General features: G+C 68.3%; 23 protein-coding genes. 15 read left to right on the top strand and 8 right to left on the bottom strand.

Annotation, left to right across the window (positions count from 1 at the left end; genetic code table 11):
* The first annotated feature begins 31 nt into the window (after positions 1–31).
* Positions 32–1,549, top strand: coding sequence for a hypothetical protein (locus KBY95_RS01025; protein WP_254962824.1), 1,518 nt, complete (start codon positions 32–34; stop codon positions 1,547–1,549).
* On the opposite strand, the gene KBY95_RS01020 is transcribed toward KBY95_RS01025, so the two are convergent.
* Entirely contained in the window at positions 1,546–1,911 is a 366-nt protein-coding gene (locus KBY95_RS01020; RefSeq protein ID WP_254962823.1) for a Spx/MgsR family RNA polymerase-binding regulatory protein, read from the bottom strand. The two genes, KBY95_RS01025 and KBY95_RS01020, sit on opposite strands and share 4 nt — an antisense overlap.
* A 6-nt stretch (positions 1,912–1,917) precedes the next feature.
* Complete coding sequence (locus KBY95_RS01015) at positions 1,918–2,280, bottom strand: 2Fe-2S iron-sulfur cluster-binding protein (RefSeq protein WP_254962822.1); 363 nt, start codon at positions 2,278–2,280, stop codon at positions 1,918–1,920.
* Positions 2,281–2,411: 131 nt separating this feature from the next.
* Between KBY95_RS01015 and KBY95_RS01010 the strand changes: the two genes are divergently transcribed.
* Positions 2,412–3,098 (top strand): class I SAM-dependent methyltransferase, encoded by a 687-nt coding sequence (locus KBY95_RS01010; protein ID WP_254962821.1) that lies wholly within the window; start codon positions 2,412–2,414, stop codon positions 3,096–3,098.
* Positions 3,099–3,535: 437 nt separating this feature from the next.
* Here KBY95_RS01010 and KBY95_RS01005 read toward each other — a convergent pair whose 3' ends face one another.
* A complete protein-coding gene (locus KBY95_RS01005) occupies positions 3,536–4,000 on the bottom strand; it encodes a resolvase (protein WP_254962820.1) in 465 nt (154 codons plus the stop codon).
* Positions 4,001–4,208: 208 nt separating this feature from the next.
* Here KBY95_RS01005 and KBY95_RS01000 point away from each other — a divergent pair, with 208 nt between their 5' ends.
* The 4 genes from KBY95_RS01000 (at position 4,209) to KBY95_RS00985 (ending at position 8,857) form a co-directional block, all read left to right on the top strand.
* Positions 4,209–5,999, top strand: a complete 1,791-nt coding sequence (locus KBY95_RS01000; protein ID WP_254962819.1) for a proline--tRNA ligase — start codon at positions 4,209–4,211, stop codon at positions 5,997–5,999.
* Positions 6,000–6,024: 25 nt separating this feature from the next.
* Positions 6,025–6,438 carry a photosystem II protein Psb27 gene (psb27, locus tag KBY95_RS00995; protein WP_254962818.1) on the top strand — a complete coding sequence of 138 codons (414 nt, stop codon included), beginning with the start codon at positions 6,025–6,027 and terminating at the stop codon, positions 6,436–6,438.
* Between the two features lie 74 nt (positions 6,439–6,512).
* Positions 6,513–7,826 (top strand): adenylosuccinate synthase, encoded by a 1,314-nt coding sequence (locus KBY95_RS00990; protein ID WP_254962817.1) that lies wholly within the window; start codon positions 6,513–6,515, stop codon positions 7,824–7,826.
* A gap of 32 nt (positions 7,827–7,858) precedes the next feature.
* Entirely contained in the window at positions 7,859–8,857 is a 999-nt protein-coding gene (locus KBY95_RS00985; RefSeq protein ID WP_254962816.1) for an adenosine kinase, read from the top strand.
* Here KBY95_RS00985 and cutA read toward each other — a convergent pair.
* Together cutA and KBY95_RS00975 are read right to left on the bottom strand one after the other, a co-directional pair.
* On the bottom strand, positions 8,793–9,182 hold the full coding sequence (gene cutA / locus KBY95_RS00980) for a divalent-cation tolerance protein CutA (protein WP_254962815.1): 390 nt from the start codon (positions 9,180–9,182) through the stop codon (positions 8,793–8,795). The two genes, KBY95_RS00985 and cutA, sit on opposite strands and share 65 nt — an antisense overlap.
* Positions 9,175–9,978, bottom strand: a complete 804-nt coding sequence (locus tag KBY95_RS00975) for a precorrin-6A/cobalt-precorrin-6A reductase (protein ID WP_254962814.1) — start codon at positions 9,976–9,978, stop codon at positions 9,175–9,177. The genes cutA and KBY95_RS00975 overlap by 8 nt, the downstream gene beginning before the upstream one ends.
* A gap of 32 nt (positions 9,979–10,010) precedes the next feature.
* On the opposite strand from KBY95_RS00975, the gene KBY95_RS00970 reads away from it, so the two are divergent.
* The gene (locus KBY95_RS00970) at positions 10,011–10,547 is read left to right on the top strand and encodes a single-stranded DNA-binding protein (protein WP_254962813.1); all 537 of its coding nucleotides are present in this window, start codon (positions 10,011–10,013) and stop codon (positions 10,545–10,547) included.
* A 13-nt stretch (positions 10,548–10,560) separates the two neighbouring features.
* Here KBY95_RS00970 and KBY95_RS00965 read toward each other — a convergent pair whose 3' ends face one another.
* A complete protein-coding gene (locus KBY95_RS00965) occupies positions 10,561–10,818 on the bottom strand; it encodes a hypothetical protein (RefSeq protein ID WP_254962812.1) in 258 nt (85 codons plus the stop codon).
* Positions 10,819–10,871: 53 nt separating this feature from the next.
* Here KBY95_RS00965 and KBY95_RS00960 point away from each other — a divergent pair, with 53 nt between their 5' ends.
* Genes KBY95_RS00960 through KBY95_RS00950 form a run of 3 tightly spaced genes read left to right on the top strand, consistent with a single transcriptional unit; the run spans position 10,872 to position 13,466 of the window.
* Positions 10,872–11,447, top strand: a complete 576-nt coding sequence (locus KBY95_RS00960; RefSeq protein ID WP_254962811.1) for a DUF2854 domain-containing protein — start codon at positions 10,872–10,874, stop codon at positions 11,445–11,447.
* Positions 11,444–12,340, top strand: coding sequence for an acetylglutamate kinase (gene argB / locus KBY95_RS00955; protein ID WP_254962810.1), 897 nt, complete (start codon positions 11,444–11,446; stop codon positions 12,338–12,340). The genes KBY95_RS00960 and argB overlap by 4 nt, the downstream gene beginning before the upstream one ends.
* Positions 12,333–13,466 (top strand): DUF3153 domain-containing protein, encoded by a 1,134-nt coding sequence (locus KBY95_RS00950; protein ID WP_254962809.1) that lies wholly within the window; start codon positions 12,333–12,335, stop codon positions 13,464–13,466. Before argB ends, KBY95_RS00950 begins: the two co-directional genes overlap by 8 nt.
* Positions 13,467–13,490: 24 nt before the next feature.
* On the opposite strand, the gene priA is transcribed toward KBY95_RS00950, so the two are convergent.
* Positions 13,491–15,788 (bottom strand): primosomal protein N', encoded by a 2,298-nt coding sequence (gene priA, locus KBY95_RS00945; RefSeq protein WP_254962808.1) that lies wholly within the window; start codon positions 15,786–15,788, stop codon positions 13,491–13,493.
* A 421-nt stretch (positions 15,789–16,209) separates the two neighbouring features.
* Here priA and rpoD point away from each other — a divergent pair, with 421 nt between their 5' ends.
* Both rpoD and KBY95_RS00935 read left to right on the top strand, forming a co-directional pair.
* On the top strand, positions 16,210–17,523 hold the full coding sequence (rpoD, locus tag KBY95_RS00940) for an RNA polymerase sigma factor RpoD (protein WP_254962807.1): 1,314 nt from the start codon (positions 16,210–16,212) through the stop codon (positions 17,521–17,523).
* A gap of 40 nt (positions 17,524–17,563) precedes the next feature.
* On the top strand, positions 17,564–18,673 hold the full coding sequence (locus KBY95_RS00935; RefSeq protein WP_254962806.1) for a glycosyltransferase family 2 protein: 1,110 nt from the start codon (positions 17,564–17,566) through the stop codon (positions 18,671–18,673).
* Positions 18,674–18,712: 39 nt separating this feature from the next.
* Here the strand turns inward: KBY95_RS00935 and KBY95_RS00930 are convergent, their stop codons facing one another.
* Positions 18,713–19,954 (bottom strand): hypothetical protein, encoded by a 1,242-nt coding sequence (locus tag KBY95_RS00930; protein ID WP_254962805.1) that lies wholly within the window; start codon positions 19,952–19,954, stop codon positions 18,713–18,715.
* Positions 19,955–20,151: 197 nt separating this feature from the next.
* Here KBY95_RS00930 and KBY95_RS00925 point away from each other — a divergent pair, with 197 nt between their 5' ends.
* From KBY95_RS00925 to KBY95_RS00915, 3 genes are read left to right on the top strand one after another with little or no spacing between them, the layout of a single operon-like run.
* On the top strand, positions 20,152–21,951 hold the full coding sequence (locus KBY95_RS00925; protein WP_254962804.1) for a glycosyltransferase family 39 protein: 1,800 nt from the start codon (positions 20,152–20,154) through the stop codon (positions 21,949–21,951).
* Positions 21,948–22,703, top strand: coding sequence for a phosphatase PAP2 family protein (locus KBY95_RS16350; protein WP_254962803.1), 756 nt, complete (start codon positions 21,948–21,950; stop codon positions 22,701–22,703). The genes KBY95_RS00925 and KBY95_RS16350 overlap by 4 nt, the downstream gene beginning before the upstream one ends.
* Positions 22,609–23,022, top strand: a complete 414-nt coding sequence (locus KBY95_RS00915) for a DUF1824 family protein (protein WP_254962802.1) — start codon at positions 22,609–22,611, stop codon at positions 23,020–23,022. The genes KBY95_RS16350 and KBY95_RS00915 overlap by 95 nt, the downstream gene beginning before the upstream one ends.
* The last annotated feature ends 89 nt before the right edge of the window (positions 23,023–23,111 follow it).

Below are 23,111 nucleotides of genomic sequence, written 5' to 3'. Positions count from 1 at the left end.
ATTAGGCACGCATCCGCCCGCCGGGTCCCCGATGGCACGCCCACGCTGGCACCAGCCCCTGGCCCTGCCCTCCAGTGGCCTGGGTCGCCGCTGGGATCGCTTCGTGGCGCTCTGGGCCGCCCTGAATCTGCTGTGGGTGGCCTTCGACGTCACTTACATCCCCCTGCGCACCTTCTGGCTGCAGCGCAACCTCTACCCGCTGCCCTCGGTGCCGCTGGTGGTGCCGCTCACGTTCATCCCCGACATCACCCCCTGGGTGGATCCGATCAAGGGGATCGAACCGCACCGCGAGACCGAGGCCTACCAGGCCCAGTTCGATCGCCTGGATGGGGCCCTGCGCCAGGGCCCCCCGGGGCAGCTCAGCCCCGCCCAGCAAAAACTCCTGGCGGACCAGGTGCGGCTCACCGCCGAGATGATCGACTCCAACCCGATGCTGGCCTCGGGCACCTCCGGCACCCTGGAGAAGATCAAGAACCGCCTGCGGCAGCGGGCCGACAAGGACTCGGCCAAGCAGGCAGCGGCGGTGCTTCTGAGCCCGGCCTGGCTCGCCTCCCATCCCTGGGAGCAGGAACGGCTGTTCTGGCGCCAGCAGGTGCTGCCGCTGGTGGCCACCACCTACTGGCGTTCGATCGATGAGAACGGCCGGCCCACCGACCATTTCTGGCGCTACGACCTGATCCTGTTCCAGAGCGTCTTCGCCCTGGACATCCTGCTGCGGACCATTCGCCTGCGCCGCCGCCTACCGGGCCTGAGCTGGAACCGGGCCCTGCTGCGGCGCTGGATCGATCTGCCCCTGCTGCTGCCCTTCTGGCGCCTGCTGCGGGTGGTGCCGGTGCTGGAGCGGCTGCACACCAGCGGGCTGATCACCATCGAACCGGTCCGGGCCGTCATCAGCCGCGGGGTGGTGGCCCTGCTGGCGGTGGAGCTGTTTGAGGTGCTGGCGCTGCAGCTGATCGATGGCCTGCAGCAGCTGATCCGCTCGCGCCGCTGGCCGATGCGGATCCGGGCCCTGCGCAGCCATCAGACGGTGGTGAGCAACGACGAGCGGGAACTGGTGGAACTGGTGCGCATCTGGGGCCCCCTGCTGCTGGTGCGGGTGGCCCCGCGGCTGGCCCCCGAGCTCCAGGGGGTGCTGGGCCATGCCCTGCAGCAGAGCCTCCAGAACGCCATCGTGCCGCCGGGCCTGCGGCAGCTCCAGCCCCTGCTACAGGTGGAGAAGGGGCTCAGCCGCCAGCTGGCCGGAGGAATGGTGGACAGCCTGCTCGACCTCACCCGCAGCACCGGCGAGCGCCTGAGTCGGCGTGATGATCAGCAGCTGGAGTTGCTGCAGCGCTTCATCGACCGCTTCTGGGAGGAGCTGGCCGAAGCCCTTGAGAGCGGCCCGGCCTTGGAACGCTCCCAGCAGCTGCTCTGCACCTTCCTCGAGGAGTTCAAAGGGACTTACCTGAGCCAGATCAGCCGGGCCGGCATCGAAGGGCTGATCGAGGAGCTCGACCAACTGATGGTGAAGGGAGCCCAGGAGCAGGGCGAACGCAACGACGCGACCTAGCCGAGCAGCTCCTGCCATTCCTCGGGACGGAAGCCGGTGAGGATGCGCCCCGAGGCCGTGACCAGGAAGGGACGCTTGATCAGGCGCCCGTCGGCCCCCAGGGCCGCCAAGGCGGTGGCCGTGTCCATCGCCTTCACCGTGGCGGCGCCCAGGGCCCGGTAACTCTGGCCACTGGTGTTGAAGAGCCGGCCGAATCCACCCAACTGGCCGTGGGCCTCGCTGAGCAGCTCCAGGGACGGTGGGGAGGTGGTGATGTCGATGGCTTCGAACGGGATCTGCCGATCCCGCATCCAGGCCAGGGCCTTGCGGCAGGTGCTGCAGCTGGCGTACTGGAAGAGGCGATGGACGGCCGGATCAGCCATCGCTGCTCACTTGCGGCCGACGAGAGCCTTGAGGGCGCCGACCAGGCTGTTGGAGCCCTTGCCCACCCCGGAGTCCGGCTTGGTGCGGATCGTGACGTCACCGTTGACGGTGGTACGGCAGCTCAGCCGGTAGCTGGAGGGCCGATCCGCCAGGTAGACCTCCTCAACGTCGCTGCGGGGGGAGAGGTTACGGGCTCCCTCAACCACTTCCACCACGCAGGTGCCGCACTGGCCGAGGCCGCCGCAGTTGTTGAGATTGTTGAGTCCCGTATAGGGGTTCACCCCGGCATCCAGAGCCGCCTTGCGGAGATTGGCCCCTTCAATGCAACCAACCTGCTGGCCTTCCTTTTCGAAACGGATGGTGGGCACGGTCGATCGTGGGTGAGGGGCGCCGACCAACTTAGGTCACACCGCGTCCCGGCGGTCCCACATTCGTTGCCTTGGGAAAGGATCGGGGCAGCCGGGGGGGCTCCCTACGATGGGCGGGTTGCCTGCAGACCTTGCTCTCTTCCGACCCCTTCCCGGCCCGGCAAGGCACCTACGACCTGGTGGTGCAGCAGCTGATCCCCGGCTATGCCAGCCTCGCCCGCCTGTCGGTGGCCCTGCTGGCCTCCTCCCCCCTGGCGTCGTCACAGGAGTCGGCGGTGCTGGTGGCGGGCTGTGGCACGGGGGCCGAACTGCTCGAGGCTGAGGCCCAGCGACCCGACTGGCAACTCACCGCCATCGATCCGTCGGCGGAGATGCTGGCGGTGGCACGGCAACGGCTGCAGAACCGGGGCCGGATCGACTGGCATCACGCCACGGTGGAGGAGCTGGGCGCCGAGTCCCGTTTCGATGGCGCCCTGTCGGTGTTGGTGCTGCAATCGCTTCCCGACGACGGCACCAAGCTGGCGTTCCTCACGGCTCTGGCCCGCAGCCTCAAGCCCCAGGGTCAGCTGGTGCTCGTCGATCTGATGCGACCGGAACGCTCACCCTTCTCGCCCCAGGTGGCCGAAGCCTGGCGCTGCTTCCAGCGGGCCAGCGGCGTGGATGGCGAGGCGGTGGATCCCACCGCCCAGATCCAGGGGTTCCATCCCATTGGCATCGCTCGGCTGACGGCCCTGGTGGAGGCCGCCGGTTTCAGCGATCCGGCGCCGTTTTTCCAGGCCCTGGACTTCCAGGGCTTTCTGCTACAGCGACGGGCCTGAAGCGGCGCTCGCTGGACTCCTGATGGCCGGGAAGCAGGGGCCTGTCCATGACGACCCCGGCCAGCGGAACCAGGAGCGTTAGGAGGCCGAGCAGGAAGCCGGCCACGGCGCCGAAAGGTTGGTCGAAGAACAGGTCGGCGGTGGCATCAACGCCGTTGCCTGAATGAAGAGATCGGGGGCCCGGACTGTCTGGCTCTCCGCTGGGTTCGGCCTCGCCCGTGGCGGCGAGGGCGAGGGCAGAGCTGGTTCCTCGATCGAATCCGGAGTCGGAGAGGGAAGCGGGACGAACGGGTTGGTGGGCGGGTTGGGCGTGATCCATGCAGTCGTGCAGCGGACGGACCGGTGCACTGGACAGAGAACAAAGGTTGTTTGGCCGATTCTGACACTTATCGGCCCGATCGGCCCCCTGCCAGCGCATTCGGACAGGGTTGGCGAACTCAGGCCGCGGGCCGTGACTGGGAGTGCTGCTGGCGGTGCAGGTGGAGGTCGGCGGGGGGGGCTTCGGCCCCATCGAGCTGGGCACGGATCGCCCGCAACTCTTCCAGGATCGAGGCCAGCAGCTGCTGGGTGGCGGTGGAGGGGGAGTTGAGCACCTCCACCGTCACCTCTTTGATGCGAAGAACATCACGGGCGAAGCGGGCCACTTCGTGGGGGTGGAAAACGAGGGGCTCCTTCTGGTCGCTGCGGTACTCGGGGTTGAGTTTGCGGGGATTGAAGGGGGGGTTGAGATTGCGCGGGTCGGTGTTGGTGTAGCGGTACACCGAGGCGCGGGATCGGTTCAGGGAACGCTGCACCTCATCGATGCCGATCAGGGTCTCGGCTTCAGCCCCGGACTCAGCCTGCAACGTCTGCGACGGCGTCACCGAAGCCGTCAGAGCCGCCGACGCAGGGGGGCCGCCCATGGGTGGGCCGGCCTGGGCTGGGTGAGCAAGCATTGAGACTGGTGTTGGACACGCTGGACTAGCTGCTGACCATAGCAGAGTTTTTCGTTGGCGGAAGGCCCTGCCATATGGAGGTAAGGCCGTTGCGGTGACTCACTCCTCGCCCCTTCCACTGCAGGGGTCAGCGGGCCTGCGGTGATAGCGTCCAGCGCCGAGCCGGACTTTCTCCATGCGCGTCTCCCGCCTGATGCTGGTGACGCTTCGGGACGACCCGGCCGAAGCAGAAATCACCTCCCACAAGTTGCTGCTGCGGGCGGGCTACATGCGGCGGCTGGCGCCGGGGATTTTCGCCTATCTGCCGCTGCTGTGGCGGGTGCTCCAGAAGATCTCCGCCATCGTGAGGGAGGAGATGGCCGCCGTCGACGCCCTCGAGACGCTGCTGCCCCAGCTCCAGCCCGCTGATCTCTGGCGTCGCAGCGGCCGCTGGGATGGCTACACCGCCGGGGAGGGGATCATGTTCCACCTGGTGGATCGCCAGGAGCGCTCCCTGGGGCTCGGTCCCACCCACGAGGAGGTGGTCACCGAGCTGGCGGCCGACCTGCTGCGCTCCTACCGCCAGCTGCCGGTCTGCCTTTATCAGATCCAGACCAAATTCCGTGATGAGATCCGGCCCCGTTTCGGCCTGATGCGGGGGCGGGAATTCATCATGAAGGACGCCTATTCCTTCCACGCCGACGAAGCCTGCCTGCGCCGCACCTACGCCGCCATGGACGGGGCCTACCGACGCATCTTTGAGCGCTGTGGCCTGCGAACCGTCGCCGTGGAGGCGGACAGTGGCGCCATCGGTGGCTCCGCCAGCCAGGAGTTCATGGTCACCGCCGAGGCGGGCGAGGACCTGATCCTGGCCAGTCCCGATGGCCGCTACGCCGCCAACCAGGAGCGGGCCGTCTCCCTGCCGGCCCCGCCGGTTCCCCTGGAGGCCGCTGGCTGCACGCCCCTGGCCACGCCCGCCCAGAAGAGCATCGAGGAGCTCTGTGCTGCCCATGGCTTCGACCCCACCCAGACGCTGAAGGTGCTGCTGCTGCAGGCCCGTTTCGCGGCGGCGCCCCCCCGCGGGGTACTGGTGTGCCTGCGGGGCGACCAGCAGCTCAACGACGTCAAGCTGGCCAACGCGGTGACGGCCCGCTGCCCCGAGGCCGGAGCCCTGCTGGAGATCGTGCCGCTGCTGGCCGAGCACCTCTGCGACCCCGTCCCCTTCGGCTTCCTGGGCCCCCATCTGGAGGATCCGGCCCTGCGCCAGGGCGAGGACCGCGTGGCTGCCCCGCCGCTGCTGCGCCTGGCCGATCCCTCCGCCGCCGATCTGGAGGCGTTCGTCTGCGGGGCCAACCGCAGCGATCAGCACCTGGTGGGGGCGCGCTGGGGTGAGCTCTGCCCTGTCCCTGAGGTGGTGGACCTGCGGGCGGCCCAGCCGGGAGACCGTTGCCTGCACGATCCGTCCCAACGGCTGGCGGCGGCCCGGGGCATTGAGGTGGGTCACATCTTTCAGCTGGGGCGGAAGTATTCCGAGGCTCTGGAGGCCCGCTTCACGAATGAGGCCGGCAGCGAAGAGCCCCTCTGGATGGGCTGCTACGGCATCGGCGTGTCCCGCCTGGCCCAGGCGGCCGTGGAGCAGAACCATGACGCCGATGGGATCCGCTGGCCCGTGGCGATCGCGCCCTTCACGGTGATCATCGTCATCGCCAGCAGCCAGGATCCGGTCCAGGTGGCCCTGGCCGAGGAGCTCTACGAACGGCTGCGTGTGGGGGGGTGCGACGTGCTGCTCGATGACCGCCCCGAGCGGGCCGGGGTGAAGTTCAAGGACGCCGACCTGATCGGCATCCCCTGGCGGTTGGTGGTGGGCCGGGCCGCCGGGGAGCGCAAGGTGGAGCTGGTGGATCGCAGCGGTGACACGGGCAAGCGGGAGTTGACCGCCGACGCCGCCCTCGAGCAGCTGCTCGAGCTCCCGGGTGCATCCCCGTAGGATTTCGGCAGCCGCCGTTCCTCCCTTGGTCGCCTTTCTGCGCCGCAGCCTGCTCCGTCCCCTTCTGGCCCTCGGCCTGTGTCTCTGTCTCGGACTGAGCGGTTGCAGCCAGGCCACCACAGGCCTCAGCGGCAACTACGTCGATGACACCGTCAGCGTGGCCCAGACCCTGCTGACAACCATTGCCCTGCCCCAGGAGGATCCCGCCCACCAGGAGGCGGAGCTGCAGGCCCGTCAGCTGATCAATGGCTACACCGCTCTCTACCGCCCCCGCCAGGACATCCACAGCCTGGCTTCCTTCACCACCATGCAGACCGCGGTGAATTCCCTGGCGGCCCACTACGCCGGCTACGCCAACCGCCCCCTGCCCGAGGCGCTGCGCAGCCGGCTGGAGAAGGAGCTCAAGAAAGCCGAGGCGTCCGCGGTGCGTGGGGCCTGAACCTTTGACGAAGGGGACCCCGATCTGAGAAGCTCTCTCCTTGTGCTTAGAAGCGGCTACGGGCCGCTGTGTCCTTGGCCAATGTTGTCGTCATCGGTGCGCAATGGGGTGACGAAGGGAAAGGCAAGATCACCGATCTGCTGAGTCGTTCCGCCGATGTCGTGGTCCGCTATCAGGGCGGTGTCAACGCCGGGCACACCATCGTCGTCGAGGATCGAATCCTCAAGCTGCACCTGATCCCTTCCGGGATCCTCTACCCGGACACCATCTGCCTGATCGGTTCCGGGACGGTGGTCGATCCCAAGGTGATGCTGGGCGAGATCGACACCCTGCTGGAACTGGAGATCGACGTCTCCGGGCTGAAGCTGGCCTCCACGGCCCACGTCACGATGCCGTACCACCGGCTGCTCGATCTGGCGATGGAGCAGCGCCGCGGTGATCGCCGCATCGGCACGACGGGCCGGGGCATCGGTCCCACCTATGCCGATAAATCCCAGCGCAACGGCATCCGGGTGATCGACCTGCTCGATCCGGACTGTCTGCGCGATCGGCTGCTCGGCCCCCTGGCCGAGAAGAACGACCTGCTCGAAAAGGTCTATGGCCTCCCTGCCCTGGATGCGGACGCGGTGATCGAGGAGTACGCCGCCTACGGCCGCCGGCTGGCCCCCCACGTGGTGGATTGCACCCGCACCATCCACGAGGCGGCCCGGGCCCGCAAGAACATCCTGTTCGAGGGCGCCCAGGGCACCCTGCTGGATCTCGACCACGGCACCTATCCCTACGTCACCTCCTCCAATCCCGTGTCGGGCGGAGCCTGCATCGGCGCCGGCGTGGGCCCCACCCTGATCGACAGGGTGATCGGCGTCGCCAAGGCCTACACCACCCGGGTCGGCGAAGGCCCCTTCCCCACCGAACTGGAGGGCAGCCTCAACGACCACCTCTGCGACCGCGGCGGTGAATTCGGCACCACCACCGGCCGCCGTCGCCGTTGTGGTTGGTTCGACGGGGTCATCGGACGTTATGCGGTTCAGGTCAACGGCCTCGACTGCCTGGCGATCACCAAACTCGACGTGCTCGATGAGCTGGACGAAATCCAGGTGTGTGTGGCCTACGAACTCGACGGCCGGCGTATCGATTACTTCCCCAGCAGCTCGGACGAATTCGCCCGCTGCCGTCCCGTGTTCAAGAGCCTGCCGGGCTGGCAGTGCTCCACGGCCGAGTGCCGTGCCCTGGAGGATCTGCCCCCCACGGCCATGGCCTACCTGCGCTTCCTGGCCGAGTTGATGGAAGTCCCGATCGCCATCGTCTCCCTCGGTGCCAAGCGGGATCAGACGATCGTGGTCGAGGATCCGATCCATGGCCCCAAGCGGGCCCTGCTCAGCGTCTGAGCCCCAGCCACCTCTTCCCCCTCCCCCTCCCCTTGACCAGCCCCGCCAAGCGCTTTGATGTCGTCGGCATCGGCAATGCCATCGTCGATGTCCTCGTCCAGGCCGATGACGCCTTCCTCGAGGCCCACGGCCTCACCAAGGGCACCATGGCCCTGGTGGATGAATCCCAGGCCGAGAAGCTCTACGCCAGCGTCGGTGCCGGGCTCGAGACCTCCGGCGGTTCGGCGGCCAACACCCTGGCCGGCATCGCCCAGCTGGGCGGCCAGGCCGGGTTCATCGGCCGGGTCAGGGACGACCAGCTCGGGGCGATCTTCGCCCACGACATCCGGGCCGTCGGGGCTCGTTTCGAAACGCCACCGGCCAGCAGTGGACCCTCCACCGCCCGCTGCCTGATCCTGGTCACCCCTGATGCCCAGCGCACCATGTGCACCTACCTGGGGGCGTCGGTGGGCCTGGATCCCGCCGACCTCGATCTGGACATGGTGCGCCAGGCCAAGGTGCTGTATCTGGAGGGCTACCTCTGGGACAGCGAGGAGGCCAAGCGCGCCTTCATCGCCGCCGCCGAGGTGATGCGAGCCAGTGGCGGCGAGGTGGCCCTCTCCCTCTCCGACGCCTTCTGTGTGGAGCGTCATCGTCAGAGCTTCCAGGAGCTGGTCGACGGCCACGTCGATGTGCTGTTCGCCAACGAGACCGAGATCACCTCCCTCTACGAGACCGACAGCTTCGAAGCGGCCGCCGATCAGGTGCGGGGCCGCTGCAAACTGGCGGCCCTCACCCGCAGCGAGCGGGGTTCCCTGCTGCTGAGCGGTGACACCACCCTGGCGATCGAGCCGTTCCAGCTCGGCCCCCTGGTGGATACCACCGGCGCCGGCGACCTCTATGCCGCCGGCTTCCTCTACGGCCACACCAGGGGCGAGAGCCTGGAGCGCTGCGGCCAGCTCGGTTCGCTCTGCGCCGGCCAGGTGGTCACCCAGCTGGGTCCGCGCCCCCAGGCGTCCCTGCCGGAGCTGGTGGCCTGCCACCTGGGCTGAGCGGCAGCTGCTCCAGCAACCAGTGGCCATAGGGGCCCTCGCTGCTGGCCCGCCAGTCGATCCATTCGGGTGTGTCGTAGCTGTGCAGCTGCCCCAGGGTGCGGCGCAGGGCCTCCAGCCGCTCGGGGCTCGTCTTGAGCAGCAGCTGCACCTCCTCGCTGCGCTCCAGTTGCCCCTGCCAGCGGTAGAGCGACAGCACCGGATGCAGGCTGGCGCAGGCCACCAGACCCCGTTCCAGAAGGGCCAGGGCCAGGGCCTCGGCCCGCTCCCTGTCGGCTTCGGTGGTCAGCACCAAGGCCAGGGGGATGGGGTCGGGATCAGGCATGGGGACCACTCTGGCCCAGCCGTTGCAGCAACTCCTGCAGTGGCAGGGCTTGGGCCTGGCCGGGCTCAGGGGGGCGCTCCAGCAGCAGCAGGCGCAGCCCCAGATCGGCGCAGATCCGGTGCCACTGGGCTTCGTTGGCGCCGCCGGAGCGGCGGCAGAGCACCGTTTCGATGCCCCAGTGGCGGCAGAGGGCCCGCTCGACGCGGCCATCGCTGCTGGGCCGCAGCGGGGCCAGCCGCTCCGGCGCCAGTCCGGCGGCCAGGGCCAGCGCCAGGGCCTCGCCATGGGGCAGCAGGCGGGCGTGATGGAAGGCCGCCGGCGCCGCCACCACGGCGTCGCCGAGGCGGCGGGCGCCGATCGCCAGCAGCAACCGCTCGCCCGGCCGGCAGTGGGCGCCGAGGCTGGCCAGATCGCCCAGCACCAGCGCGCCCGCGGCGTTGAGATCGGGTCGCAGCAATCGCAGCAGGGGCTGCCCCAGGGCGGCGCAGGTGTGGGCCAGGGCGGCGCTGATGCGGATGGCAAAGGGGTGGGTGGCGTCGATCACCCAGGTGTAGGGCTCCCCCCGGCGTCGGGCCTCACCCAAGGCGGTGGCGATCCCTGCCTCCGGCCCCTGCGGGCCGCCGATGGCCCCCACGGCCAGCTCCTGGTTGGGGTGGGCGCCGTAGGCCAGGGCGGCGGCCCGGCTCACCACCGACACCTTCAGGCGCCAGCCGCTGGCCAGGAGCCGCTGGGCCAGCGGCGGCCCTTCCCCCGTACCGGCGATCAGCCAGACCCTGCCGCCGCGCGGAGGATGCATCAGGATGGATCCTTCCATCCGTTGGTCCTGGCGTGAATCACTGCTTGCTCGAGGTGGAGGTCCTGGAAGCGCCCCAGGTGCGTTACACCCAGGACAACCAGACGCCGGTGGCCGAAATGGCCGTGCAGATCGAGGGCCTGCGGCCCGATGATCCGCCGGGTCAGCTGAAGGTGGTGGGCTGGGGCAATCTCGCCCAGGATCTGCAGAACAGGGTTCAGGTGGGTCAGCGGCTTGTCCTCGAGGGGCGGCTGCGTATGAACACCGTTACCCGGCAGGACGGGACCAAGGAGAAGCGGGCCGAGTTCACCCTGGCGCGGCTCCATCCTCTCAGCCCCGGCGCGGCCGTCCCCCAGGCCCAGAGCCAGGCTCCAGCAGCCCCTGCCCCCCAGCCGGTGCCCCGTCCCGCTGCTGCTGGCCCGGCTGCGGCGCCCCGTCCCGCTGCCGCTGGCAGGGCCCCGGCGCCGGCCCCCACGCGCCCCGCCAGCGCCGCGCCCGTCGAGGCGGCGGCGCCCGTGTGGGACACCTCCCCACTGGTGCCCCTGGGCGACGACGACGACATTCCCTTCTGAGTCGGGTCCTGGTTCAGAGCCGTTCCCCGGCCTGGTCGATCAGCTGACCCAGTTCCCGCTCCAGGGCCGCCAGATCAAGCCGCCACTGGCCCCAGCGGCCGCTGTCGAGCTGGCGCAGCAGCCAGAGCCGGTCTTCGCCCAGTTGGGCGAGGAGTTCGGCCGTTGAAAGGGCCTCCACCTCCACCCCGCTCCAGGGAGTGTCTGCGGCTGTGCCGGGATCCTCCGGACTGGCGGTGGAGAGATCGGGCTGGCTGTCGGGCTGGCTGGCCATGGGGCTGGCGGGGCGGCGCCCCATCCTGGCCCCCGCTGCTGGACAATGGGGAGATGCAAGCGTTTCTCTCCCCTGGCAGTCTGGTGACCGTGGCTGGTGCCGTCCTCACCGTGATCGGTTCGATCGCCTACGCGACCGACAGCCCCAACATCAGCCTGGCCGGTGTGTTTTATGGCGTGCCGATCCTGCTGGGGGGGCTGGCCCTGAAGTCCTCCGAGTTGCCTCCCGCCGAGCGCCTCACCCCCGCGGCCCAGCTGCGTGATGTGCGTCAGTTGCCTGAGAACGAACCACTGCGCAAACTCCTGGCCGACGTCACCCGCTGGCGCTACGGCCAGAAGGCCCACCTGGAAAGTTCCCTCGAAGCCCTCAAGCTCTGGGATGAGGAGGCCCCTCCCCAGCTGCTGGCCGTTGAGGAGCTCAACCACGACGGCGGCTACGGGCTGCGCTTCACGATCGACTGCGAGGGGGTGCCGTTCGAGCGCTGGCAGGATCGCCAGGAGCGGCTGGGCCGCTTCTTCGGTCCCGGGCTCACCGCTGATCTGCAACAGGCTGGCCCGGGTCGCCTGACGCTGAGCCTGCTGCCGGCACCCGCTCCCTTCGACCCGCCCCTCGCCGCCCCCGTCCCTTGAGTCCCGATCGGCACATCAGCTCGGAAGACACCCTGCGGGTGTCCGTGCTCAGTGAGGCCCTGCCCTACATCCAGCGTTTCGCGGGCCGCCGCATCGTCATCAAGTACGGCGGGGCCGCCATGGTGCACGAAGACCTGCGCGAGGCGGTGTTCCGCGACCTCGCCCTGCTGGCCTGCGTTGGCGTCCAGCCGGTGGTGGTGCATGGGGGTGGGCCGGAGATCAACCAGTGGCTGGAGAGACTGGCGATCGAGCCCCGCTTCCAGGACGGCCTGCGGGTCACCTGCCCCGACACCATGGACGTGGTGGAAATGGTGCTGGTGGGCCGGGTCAACAAGCAGATCGTCAACGGCCTCAACCAGGTGGGGGGCCGGGCCGTGGGCCTTTCCGGCAGCGATGGCGGTCTGGTGCAGGCCCGCACCATGGGCGATGGCACCCTCGGCGTCGTGGGCGACGTGGCGCGGGTGGACCCCTCGGTGCTGGCCCCCCTGCTGGCGGCCGGCTACATCCCGGTGATCTCCAGCGTGGCCCCCAATGCCGATGGCCTGGCCCACAACATCAATGCCGACACCGTGGCCGGGGAGCTGGCGGCCGCCCTGCAGGCGGAGAAGCTGATCCTGCTCACCGACACCCCGGGCATCCTGCGCGATCGCACCGCCCCCACCAGCCTGATCCGCCAGCTCAGCCTTTCCGAGGCCCGACAGCTGATCTCGGACGGCGTGGTGGAAGGCGGGATGACCCCCAAGACCGAATGCTGCATCCGGGCCCTGGCCCAGGGGGTGAAGGCGGCCCACATCATCGATGGCCGGGTGGCCCATTCCCTGCTGCTGGAGGTGTTCACCAACGCCGGCATCGGCACCATGGTGGTGGGTAGCCCCGGCTTGCTGCATGCCTGAGGATCCGCTGGCCGAGGCCCGGCGGGCCCTGGATCGCGGCGAATACGGTCAGGTGCTGCGGCTGTTGGAGCCCCTCCAGGAGGAGCGTTCGCCGCTCACCGCCGCCGGCGCCGAGCTGAGGCTGCTGATGGCCACCGCCCTGATGGGCCAGGGCCGCACCGACCAGGCCGCCGCCTGCTGCCGGGGCCTGGTGCGCTGCCAGGACCCGACGCTGCGCGCCCAGGCCAAGGCGCTGCTGATGGTGCTGGAGGCCCCGGAGCTGCGCCGTCCCAGCAACTGGTCGCTCACTCTGCCGGATCTTGCCGGCACCACCCCCCTTGAAGGCGTTGGCGGCGGTGTGTCGCGTCGCTCGCGCCGGCGCCCCGAGCCACCGCCGCCACCGCCGGTGGGCCCCACCCGGGCCCCGGTTGGCTTCGCGCTGGTGGTGGCGGTGGTGTTGCTGTTGCTGGCTTCCCTGCTGGGGGGCTGCATGGAGGTGCGCACCGAGCTGCGCTTCGAGGGGCCCGGGCGGCTGCAGGTGAGCCACCAGCTGCGTAGCTCCGGCGGCCCGCCGAGCCCCTGGCAGAAGCGGTTCGTCGCGGCGCTGGAGGGGCACGAGCCCCAGATCCCCTCCCCCGGTCCGTTTCGGTTGTCGGAGGGGAGTGGTGAGCAGATTCTCGCCACCCCGGTGTTGCCGGCTGGCCAGGCCCTTGGGGCCCTGGCCGGCAGCCTTGAGCTGGCGGGCCAGCTCAGCGGTGTCGCCCTGGCCGCTCCGGCGGTGGTCTGGGAGGAGCGCAACTGGCTGGTGGGGGTGCGGCAGCACCTGCTGCTGGAGCTTGATCTGCAGTCGCTGGAGGTGATCCCAGGGTTGGATCTGGCGGTCGTCCTGGCCCCGGTGCGGCCGGCGGCCGTCCTGCAGGCGGCCCCCTCCGGTCTCATGCCTGCCCCTCCCGGCGAGCGGGGCGGTCGGCGTCAGCTGGTCTGGCCCCTGCAGCCCGGTGAGATCAACGTGCTTGAGCTGCGCTGCTGGCGTTGGAGTGGCCTGGGGGTGGGGGCGGCGGCGGTGGGCCTGCTCCTGCCGCTGGTGCTCGCCCTGCAGGCGACCCGCCGCCGCTTGGGCTTCGGGTTGCCGGAATTGCCGGCCTGAGGCCCTCCGCGCGGGCACGAATCTTCACAGCTCCAGCGGGTCGGGATCGATCGTCAGGCTGACCCCCGGGGGCAGGGCCCGCCGCAGGTCGCTGTCGTGGGGCAGGGGCAGGACCGCCGTGCCAGGGCCGTGCAGCAGCAGTTGCCAGCGGCTGCGGCCCGCGACCCTGGCCACCGGGGCGGGTGCAGGCCCGATCAGCACCCAGCCGGCCTCCTCCAGGGCGGGGCGGATCCTTTCGGCCAGGGCGGCGGCGGCCGTGGCGGTGCCGCTGGCGGTGGGACCGGCCAGTCGCAGCAGGCAGGCCCGCCCGAAGGGCACCATGCCGCCCTGGCGCCGCAGCTCCAGCTCCTCGGCCAGGAAGGCCCCGTAGCGGCCGTCCACCAAATGCCGGATCACGGGATGGTCGGGGCTGTAGGTCTGCACCAGCACCTCGCCGGGCCGTTCGCCCCGGCCGGCCCGGCCGGCGAGCTGCAGCAGCAGCTGCAGGCACTGCTCCGAGGCGCGCAGGTCCGGCCGGTGCAGCAGGCCGTCGGCCGCCAGCACCGCCGCCAGGGTCACCGCCGGCAGGTCCATGCCCTTGGCCAGCATCTGGGTCCCCACCAGCACATCCGCCTCGCCGGCCGCGAAGCGCTCCAGCAGGCGGCGATGGCCATCCCGGCCCCGGGTGGTGTCACGGTCGAAGCGGATCAGCCGCAGGCCCTCCAGCTCCGTGGCGAGCTGCTCCATCACCCGCTGGGTGCCGGCACCGAAGGGTTTGAAGGCGGTGGAGCCGCAGTGGCCGCAGCGGTCGCCCATCTCCTGGCGATGGTCGCACCAGTGACAGCGCAGCCACTCCCGGCCCTCCTGGCCGCCGGCCCGGGGGCCGCGATGCACGGTCAGGGCCACGTCACAGTGGGGGCAGAGCACCACCTCGCCGCAGCTGCGGCAGCTCAGGAAGGAGCGATAGCCGCGCCGCGGCACCAGCACGACGGCCTGCTCGCCCCTCTCCGGCAGCTTTTCCAACCGGGCCATCAGGGGGCGGCTGATCAGGCGGCGATGGCCGTCGACCAGCTCCTGGCGCATGTCCACCAGCCGCACCGGCGGCAGGGGCCGCTGGCCGATGCGCTCCGGCAGCGGCAACAGACGGGTGTCGCCGGGCCAGCCCTGTGGCCCCGGCTGGCAGCGCCACCAGGTTTCCAGCGAGGGCGTGGCACTGCCGAGCACCAGCCTGGCACCGGTCTGGTGGGCCCGCAGCCGGGCCACCTCCCGGGCGTGGTAGCAGGGCATGGGGCTCTCCTGCTTGTAGGAGGCGTCGTGTTCCTCATCAAGCACGATCAGGCCCAGGTGGCCCAGCGGCAGGAAGACGGCGGAGCGGGTGCCGACGGCCAGGCAGGCCTCCTGGTGCAGGGTGGCTTCGAGGCAGCGGCGCCAGGCCACGACCCGCTCGCCATCGCCCATGCCGCTGTGATATTCGATCACCGCCACGCCGAAGCGTCGCCGGCAACGATCCAGCAACTGGGGGATGAGGCCGATCTCCGGGGCCAGGATCAGCACGCTGCGCCCCGCCGCTAGCTCCCGGGCAGCGGCCTGGAGGTAGACCTCGGTCTTGCCGGATCCGGTCACCCCCCACAGCAGCAGGGCCTGGCCGGGTGGGGCGTCGGCGATCGCCGCCATCGCCTCGGCCTGGGCCGGGCTGGCCCGCTGGGGGAGCTCCAGGGGGGTGGCCCCAGCGCCGCTGGCCCGCGCCGGGCCGCGGCCGGACTCCTTCAGCAGCAGCCCGCGGCGCTCCATCGTGCCGATCAGGCTGCGTCCGAAGCCGGCCTCATGGACCAGATCACGCAACAGCCGCGCTCCCCCGTGGCTGGCCAGATGGTCCACCAGTTCCTGCTGGCGGGGGTGGCTGATCACCGCGATGGAGTCGGGGTTGAGCCGCACCGTCCAGAGGATCCGCCCCTGGCCGGCGGGCGCGCGGCGGGCCTGCCCCAGCCAGCCGGGCGGTAGGGCGCTCTTCAGGGTGCGGAACAGGCCGGTGTGGCATTGCCGGGCCACCGCCTCAAGCAGTTCTTGCCAGTGGGGATCGATCGCGGCGCTCTGCAGCACCGCTTCCAGCGGCAGGATCGTCCGTCCTTCCATGGCCGCCGGGCAGACCGCCGCCGTGGCCACCACCAGGCCGGTGTGGGGCCGCCCCTGGAGACGGACCCGCACCAGATCCCCCACGCCGATGGCGCGGGCTTCGGGGTTGGCGTAGGTGAAGATCCGCCCTTCCCTGCCGGCTTCCAGCCAGACCTCCAGCCAGCCTGGAGCGGCTGTCCCGAGCAGAGGGGGTGTGGAGCTGGCTGGCAATCTTGCAAAGATCTCACGCCATTCCTAGGATGACGGAACTGGGCGGCTCGCAAGGCTGCCGTCGGAACCGCGCAGAGTTCCGTCCACAGGGAAGACCCGCTGAGGATGCAGGGAATTACTCCCTTGCCATTTCTCCGGTCTGAGACCACCCGTGACAGCCCTGCACCGGCTCTGGCCGTTCTTCCCATCCCATTCGCGCTCCTGGAGCGATCCATCCACGATCCAGACTCAGGGGCTCCGTAACGGGGGTCATCCATCCCGCGACGTCCTGTTGCTCTCCTCGCCCTCCCGACCTGCTTCGTGCCGGGTCCTTGGAGGATGGGAGCTCCAGGTCGAGACATCGCCCCCTGAGCCCCGACGGATCGATCGGGTTTTCCCCGCCAGTCCTGCCCAGCCTCCTCTCCCTTTTCGCGTCGTTTCCATGAGCCCAGTCGCCGCCAAGGCCAAAGTCGCCGTTCCTGAAATCCTTGCCACCGTCACGGCCAACGGGGACGTGATGCCGATCGAGCCGGCGGCCGCGGCAGCCTCTGTGACGGCCAGAAAGACGCCCCCCCGTGCCAAGGCGGCTGCAAAGCCTGCGGCCAAGACCACCGCGAAAGCCCCCCCGAAAGCTGCCCCCAAGACGGCCGCGAAAGCCACCGCCAAGACCGCTGTGGCCAAGCCCGTGGTGATGGTCCTCGAGGAGGGCCTCGACGGTGTTGATGACCAGCCGGAGGCCGGCGCCGACGCTCCCAAGGAGGCCAAGAGCGCCAAGGCCCTGGCCGGCATCAAGGTGGGGCCCAAGGGGGTCTACACCGAGGATTCGATTCGCGTGTATCTCCAGGAGATTGGCCGAATCCGGCTGCTCCGGCCCGATGAGGAGATTGAGCTGGCCCGCAAGATCGCCGACCTGCTCGAGCTGGAGGAGAAGGCGGCCGAGTTTGAGGCCGACAAGGGCCATTTCCCTGACAGCAAGGAATGGGCGGGCATCTTCGACATGCCGCTGATCAAGTTCCGGCGCCGCCTGATGCTGGGCCGGCGGGCCAAGGAAAAGATGGTCCAGTCGAACCTGCGGCTGGTCGTGTCGATCGCCAAGAAATACATGAACCGGGGTCTTTCCTTCCAGGACCTGATCCAGGAGGGCAGCCTCGGACTGATTCGTGCCGCTGAGAAGTTCGACCACGAGAAGGGCTACAAGTTCTCCACCTATGCCACCTGGTGGATCCGCCAGGCGATCACCCGCGCGATTGCCGACCAGAGCCGCACCATCCGGCTGCCCGTTCACCTCTACGAAACGATCTCCAGGATCAAGAAGACCACCAAGACCCTCTCCCAGGAATTTGGCCGTAAGCCCACGGAAGAAGAGATCGCCGAGAGCATGGAGATGACGATCGAGAAGCTGCGCTTCATCGCCAAATCGGCCCAGCTGCCGATCTCCCTGGAAACGCCCATTGGTAAGGAGGAAGACTCCAGGCTGGGCGACTTCATTGAGGCCGATATCGAGAATCCTGAGCAGGATGTGGCCAAAAATCTGCTTCGGGAGGATCTTGAAGGTGTCCTGGCCACCCTCAGCCCCCGCGAGCGCGACGTGCTGCGCCTGCGCTACGGCCTGGATGATGGCCGGATGAAGACGCTGGAAGAAATCGGTCAGATCTTCGACGTGACGCGCGAGCGCATCCGTCAGATTGAAGCCAAAGCACTGCGCAAGCTTCGCCATCCCAACCGCAATGGCGTTCTGAAGGAGTACATCAAGTAGCTGCCCACTGACGGCTTCCAACCCACGGGCAACCCTCCTGATGACTGAAGCTGGTGATGTGTTGCGGTTGTCGGTGGTCCTGCCCACGTTCAACGAATGCGACAACGTTGAGCCCATCGTCAGCGCATTGCTGTCGTTGGGAGATCAATACGACCTTGAATTGCTCTTCGTCGATGACGACTCCAACGACGGAACATCCGAAAAAGTCCGTCAGCTGGCCCATCGCCACGACAGTGTCAGGCTGATCCGCAGGGTGGGGCGTTTTGGTCTCTCCAGTGCCATCAAGGAAGGCATTCTTGATGCCACCGGCGATGTCGTGGTGGTCATGGACAGCGATGGCCAGCACGAACCCGCCTCCGTGGCCCACGCCGTCTCAGCCCTGCTGGAGGGTGGCGGCGATCTGTTGATCGGCAGCCGGTTCCACCATCAGGCCAGCATCAGGGGCCTGAGTGAGCAGCGCGAGCGGAACTCCACCTGGGCCAATGCGGTGGCCCGTTTCAGCTTGCCCCGTTACCGCCATCTCACCGACTACATGAGCGGCTTCTTCGCGCTGCGTCCGGAGCGATGCCTGCCTTTTGTCCGGCAGGTGGATGTCAATGGGTTCAAATTTCTTTACGAATTGCTGGCGCTCAGCCACGGTCACCTGGTGGTGGCGGAGGTGCCGCTGCGCTTCCAGCCCCGCAGTGCTGGAGAGTCGAAGCTGAATCTGGCGGTGATCTGGGATCTTGGCGTCTCGATCCTGCACACCCTGCTGTTGCGGATGGTGCCGCGGCGGGCCGTCAGCTTTGCCCTGGTGGGCGCCACCGGCATCGGCATTCACCTGCTGGTGTTCGCCCTGATGCAGCAGGTGGCCGGACTGGGCTTCGAGCAGGCGCAGGTGGTGGCTGTGGTCTGTGCCGGCTGCTCCAACTATCTGATCAACAACGTGCTGACCTTCCGCTCCCAGCAGCTCAGCGGCATGGCGCTGGTGTTCGGTCTGATCCGCTTTCTGCTCGTCACATCCCTGGGGATGGCGGCCAACGTCGGAGTGTCCTCGGCCTTCTTCCGCCAGGTCACCCCGCAGCCGCTCTTGGCACTGCTGGCGGGGATCGCCGTCGACTTCGTCTGGAAGTACGCAGCGTCCTCGCGCTTCGTCTGGAACACCCCCTAGGTTGGTGAGTCCGACAGGATGTTTCGGCGGCCAATGGGGCTAAAGGAAGTGAGAATGGCTCGCTATCATGGGAAAATTGAAGGTTTGCCAAATAATGGTAATGAGGATGGCTGACAGGTTGGCCAGGAGTGTTGCAGGCTGGAGTCTCGACTGGAGAGCTTGCAGCCCTGCCAGGGATAGGCCGATGATGGCTGGATAGAACTTCGCCATGTAACGAATGTGGACGAAGGCGAACATCCATCCTGGAATGAGAGTGCAGACCATCGCGACGGTAATCAGCAAAATTGGAAATCGAAGGCCACCAAGTGTCTTGAAGTTCACCATTGTGGTGAGCATAGGCACTAGCATGAGCTTGAGTGAGGCTGCTATATTGCTGATGCTCTGAATGGCCGAGAGCGCAAGAAAGTCAAGGTAGGGCTTGGGATAACGATAGATAACGTCGACTATGCTCTTGGCTTCGGGGAAGACTTGGTTCATAATTGCTATGGCTGACTTCCAGGGATCGAGAGAATAGGGTTGGTACTGGTGGGGTAAGAAAAGCGATGCATAGTGCACGGAGAAAGCGGCGAAGCTGCGGTTGCCGGCGATCACTCTGCTGCCGTGGACGGCAAATCCTGGAGCTAGTAGCAGGCCGACCCAAAGTCCAACCAAGCAGGGAATTCTCCAGCTGTTCTTCAATGTTCTTCGCTCACGCCACCACCACAGAAGCGCCAGAAAGGGTGCTGCGAGCAGGAATTCAACTTTGCAGAGTGCAAAGCCAGCCAGCAGGAGCGACGCCAGGATGACGGGCCAGCGCCTGGTGGCTGCCACAACGAAGAGTGTGAACAGGCTCCCCGCCAGGATCTCACTGGATGGTTGAATCAAGGCAAATCCAGACGTTGCGACCAGAAGGAGGGCCGAGATTCTTGCAAGGGGTTGCTGAATAAAGGTTCTGATCAGAACGTCACTGGAGACTAGATAGCCCAGCATCGCCATGGAGCGAACTTGCCAATTGAGTGTTTCAGGGCTGAGAGGGACGATGAGCTTGTATAGACCCACAAGCAGGCTGGAGCTGATCCCACCTGAATTCTGTAGCTGAGGATAGTGAAAGTTCCAATGGCCATCTAGCCTGTAAATCCGAAGATCTACAGTGCCAATGAAAGATTGGTCCATCGGCCATGGTGGGGCAGATCCATTGTCCTTCAGGATGAAGAACAAGGTTGCTGTGATTGAGATCATCAGCACAGACAGATAAACAGCATGCCAACGTTTCTGTGGGTGCTTGATCAGTTCAGCAGCCATAGAATCTCGGGTTCGTTCTTTACATTGTGCTGGACGGTAGCAGTCATCCCATGTGGTGTCGCCCCCTACCCCTTTTTCGAAGGGCGTCGGTGGTGCGTCAGAGCGCTCGCGTCTCCCGATCCAGAGGCCCTCGGAGGTGACCAGGCGGGCAGGCGCCCCCTGGCCTTAACTTTCTCTTACCTTGCCGTTCTCCAAGGATGGTGTCTGCTGCCCATGGGGCCCTGCCGGAGCGTGCCAGCGCTCGGATGCACCGGCGGATGATCTGGGTGCTGAGCGGCTTCTGGCTGCTGCTGCTCTGCTGGCTGGCCTTCTTCCAGGGCCTGGGCAGCCTCGGTCTGATGGACAAGACCGAGGCCCTGTTCGTGGAGGTGGGCCACCAGATGCTGGAGCGGGGCGACTGGATCACCCCCTGGTGGAACGGCGAGCGCTTCTTCGATTACCCCGTCTGGGGGTACTGGATGGTGGGCCTCAGCTTCCAGTTGTTCGGGGTCAGCGAATGGGCCGCTCGGTTGCCGGTGGCCCTCGCCGCCAGTGCCGTGGTGGTGGCGGGCTTCGGACTGATGCTGGCCTGGTCCCCGGCGGGGGAAGCCGGTCGGCCCAGGGTGCTGCGGGCGGCGCTGGCGGCCGGGGTGATCGCCACGACTCCGGGTTGGATCGGCTGGGGACGCACCTCCACCACGGACATGTTCCTGTCCAGCGCCATCAGCCTGGCGTTGTTCGGCTTCCTGCTGGCCCATCGCCACCGCAGCGATCCCTGGCGGGCTGACCTCGGCCGGGTGGCCATGGCGCTGTTCGCAGCCATCGCCGTGCTGGCCAAGGGGCCGGTCGGTCTGTTGTTGCCCGGCCTGGTGGTGGTGGTCTTTCTGCTGCTCACGGGCCATTGGCGGCCCTGGCTGCGCTGGCGTCCGTTGCTGGCCATGGTGGCCCTCTTCCTGGGGGTGAGCGCCCCCTGGTACACGGCCGCGGCCGTCGTCAACGGCGCTGATTTCCTGGGTGGGTTCCTGGGGTTCAGCAACCTGCAGCGCTTCACCACGGTGCTGTACAACCACCCCGGTCCGCCCTGGTTCTACCTGCCCTGGCTGGTGCTGCTGGTGCTGCCCTGGTCGCTGTTCCTGCCCCTGGCGATCGCGGCCCAGGGTTTCTGGCAGCCGGGCCGCTGGCGGCTGGCGAAGCGCGACCCTGCTGAAGCGGCCGCCCCGGCGGAACTGGGCCTGTTCCTGCTGCTGTGGCTGGTGCTGGTGCTGGCCTTCTTCTCCGCCGCCGCCACCAAGTTGCCCGGCTACATCCTGCCGGCCCTGCCGGCGGCAGGCCTGCTGGTGGCGCTGCTGTGGCGCCCCCTGCCGGAGTTGGACGCCGGCAGGCCAGGGGCAGGGGTGCGGATCGCCGCTGGCCTCGAGGTGCTGCTGCTGGCGGCCATGGCGGTGGCGGCGGCCCTGGCCCCTGGGTGGGTGGCCACCGATCCCGCCTATCCGGAGTTCGCTGCGGCCCTGTCACGGTCGGGCCTGCCGTTGCTGCTGTCCCTGTGTCTGTGGCTCACGGCCCTGGCCCTGCTGGTGCTGCTGCTGCGCCCGGCGGCGACCGGCTGGCTGTGGCTGCCCAGCCTGGCCGGCTTCCTGGCGGTGCTGGGCCTGGTGATCGCGCCCCTCGGCCCCCTGCTCGACCGTGAGCGCCAGCTGCCCCTGCGCCAGATGGCCCGTGGGGCCAAGGCCGCCGCCCAGCCTGACGAGCCGCTGCTGATCGTCGGCACCTTGCGCTACAGCTTGCTGTTCTACGGCGAGCCCGAGGCCGTCTTCGTCTCCGATCGCGTCCAGATCGCCCAGCTGGCGCTGCAGGGCCCCGCCTCCCTCAGGCTCACCCCGGCCAGTCGGTCGCTGCGGCTGCTGGGTGATCGCCGGGATCTCGAAGGGCTGGGCCTACCCGCGGAGGCGATCGAGCGCCTGTCCCGCTCTGGCGAGCTGGCCCTCTGGCGTGTGCCCCGTCGCTACCTGGTGCCGTGATCCATTTCCGTCTGCTGCCGCGCGACAAGGTTCTTGTACCGGCCTGCCTCGCCCTGTTGGTGGGGCTGTTTGAGGCCGTGGCCCCGGGCCGGCCCCTGGCGTTGCTGGATGACGCCGTCCTGGTCTGGCTCGGCAATCACCTGCCCGTCTGGTTGGGGGATGGTCTGACCCAGGTGTACAGGGCCACCGGTGTCGGCTTCACCGCCGTTCTGGTGGCGATGGCGCTGTTCCATCTGCTGCTGCGGCACTGGTGGAGGGATCTGCGCCTGCTGGTGATGGCCACCGGCGGCATCCTGGCCCTGGTGGATCTGGTGTTCAAGCCCCTGTTCAGCCGACCGCGGCCCCCCGGCAGCCTGCTGCCGCTCGATGGCCACAGCTTCCCCAGCGGCCATGCCGCCGGGGCCTTGGCCTTCTACTTCGCCATGGTGGTGATCCTGGGGTCCCACCATCCCCGTGCGCGGCGTCTGCTCATGGTCGGGGCCTGTCTGCTGGTGGGCCTGGTCTGGCTCAGCACCCTTTACGTGCGCGCCCACTGGCCCACGGATCTGCTGGCGGGGGCTTCCCTCGGACTGGCCTGGCTGACGGTGTGTCTGGGCTTCTGGCGGCAGCCCGTCGCCGCGGACCTTCAGAGTGGCAGAGTTTTATCGCTGCGATCCGTTGACGACCGACCTGCCCACCTCCGGCCTGGCCGCTCTGAGGGGACTCCGATCCGCCCCTCATCTCGACGGGGATCAGGCCCGCCTGCTGCGTGAGGAGCTGATTCCCATGCTGGGGGCCTGTGGCTGGTTCACGGTCGGCATCATGGCGCCGTCGGCGACGGTGGCCATGGCGGCCCTGCGACAGCTTGAGGCGGCCCTCGCCTGGCCGACCCTGCAGCCTGGCGAGACCGGTGAGGGGGAGCCCAGTGGCGAACCCGGTGGTGTGTTCCTGAAGGGTAACCAGCGCACGGGACTGTTCCACGTACGCCGGGAGGAGGGCCTCGGCGCGGGGATCCTGATCACCGGCCATGAAGCCACCGATCCCGCCGCCGAGGACACCTGGGGTCCCCTGCCGCTGGATCTGTTCGCCTGATCCCATCAGCTGATCACGTTCCGCCCGCAGGCCGTAAGCAGGGTCAGGCCGGTCCCTAGGCTGATCGGCTGTTGCCTGGCAGCCGTCGC

This window comes from Cyanobium sp. Aljojuca 7A6, assembly GCF_024346455.1.
Taxonomy (GTDB): Bacteria; Cyanobacteriota; Cyanobacteriia; order PCC-6307; family Cyanobiaceae; genus Cyanobium.
Note: the sequence above shows the minus strand (reverse complement) of the source record. Positions and strands in the feature narration are given on the sequence as shown.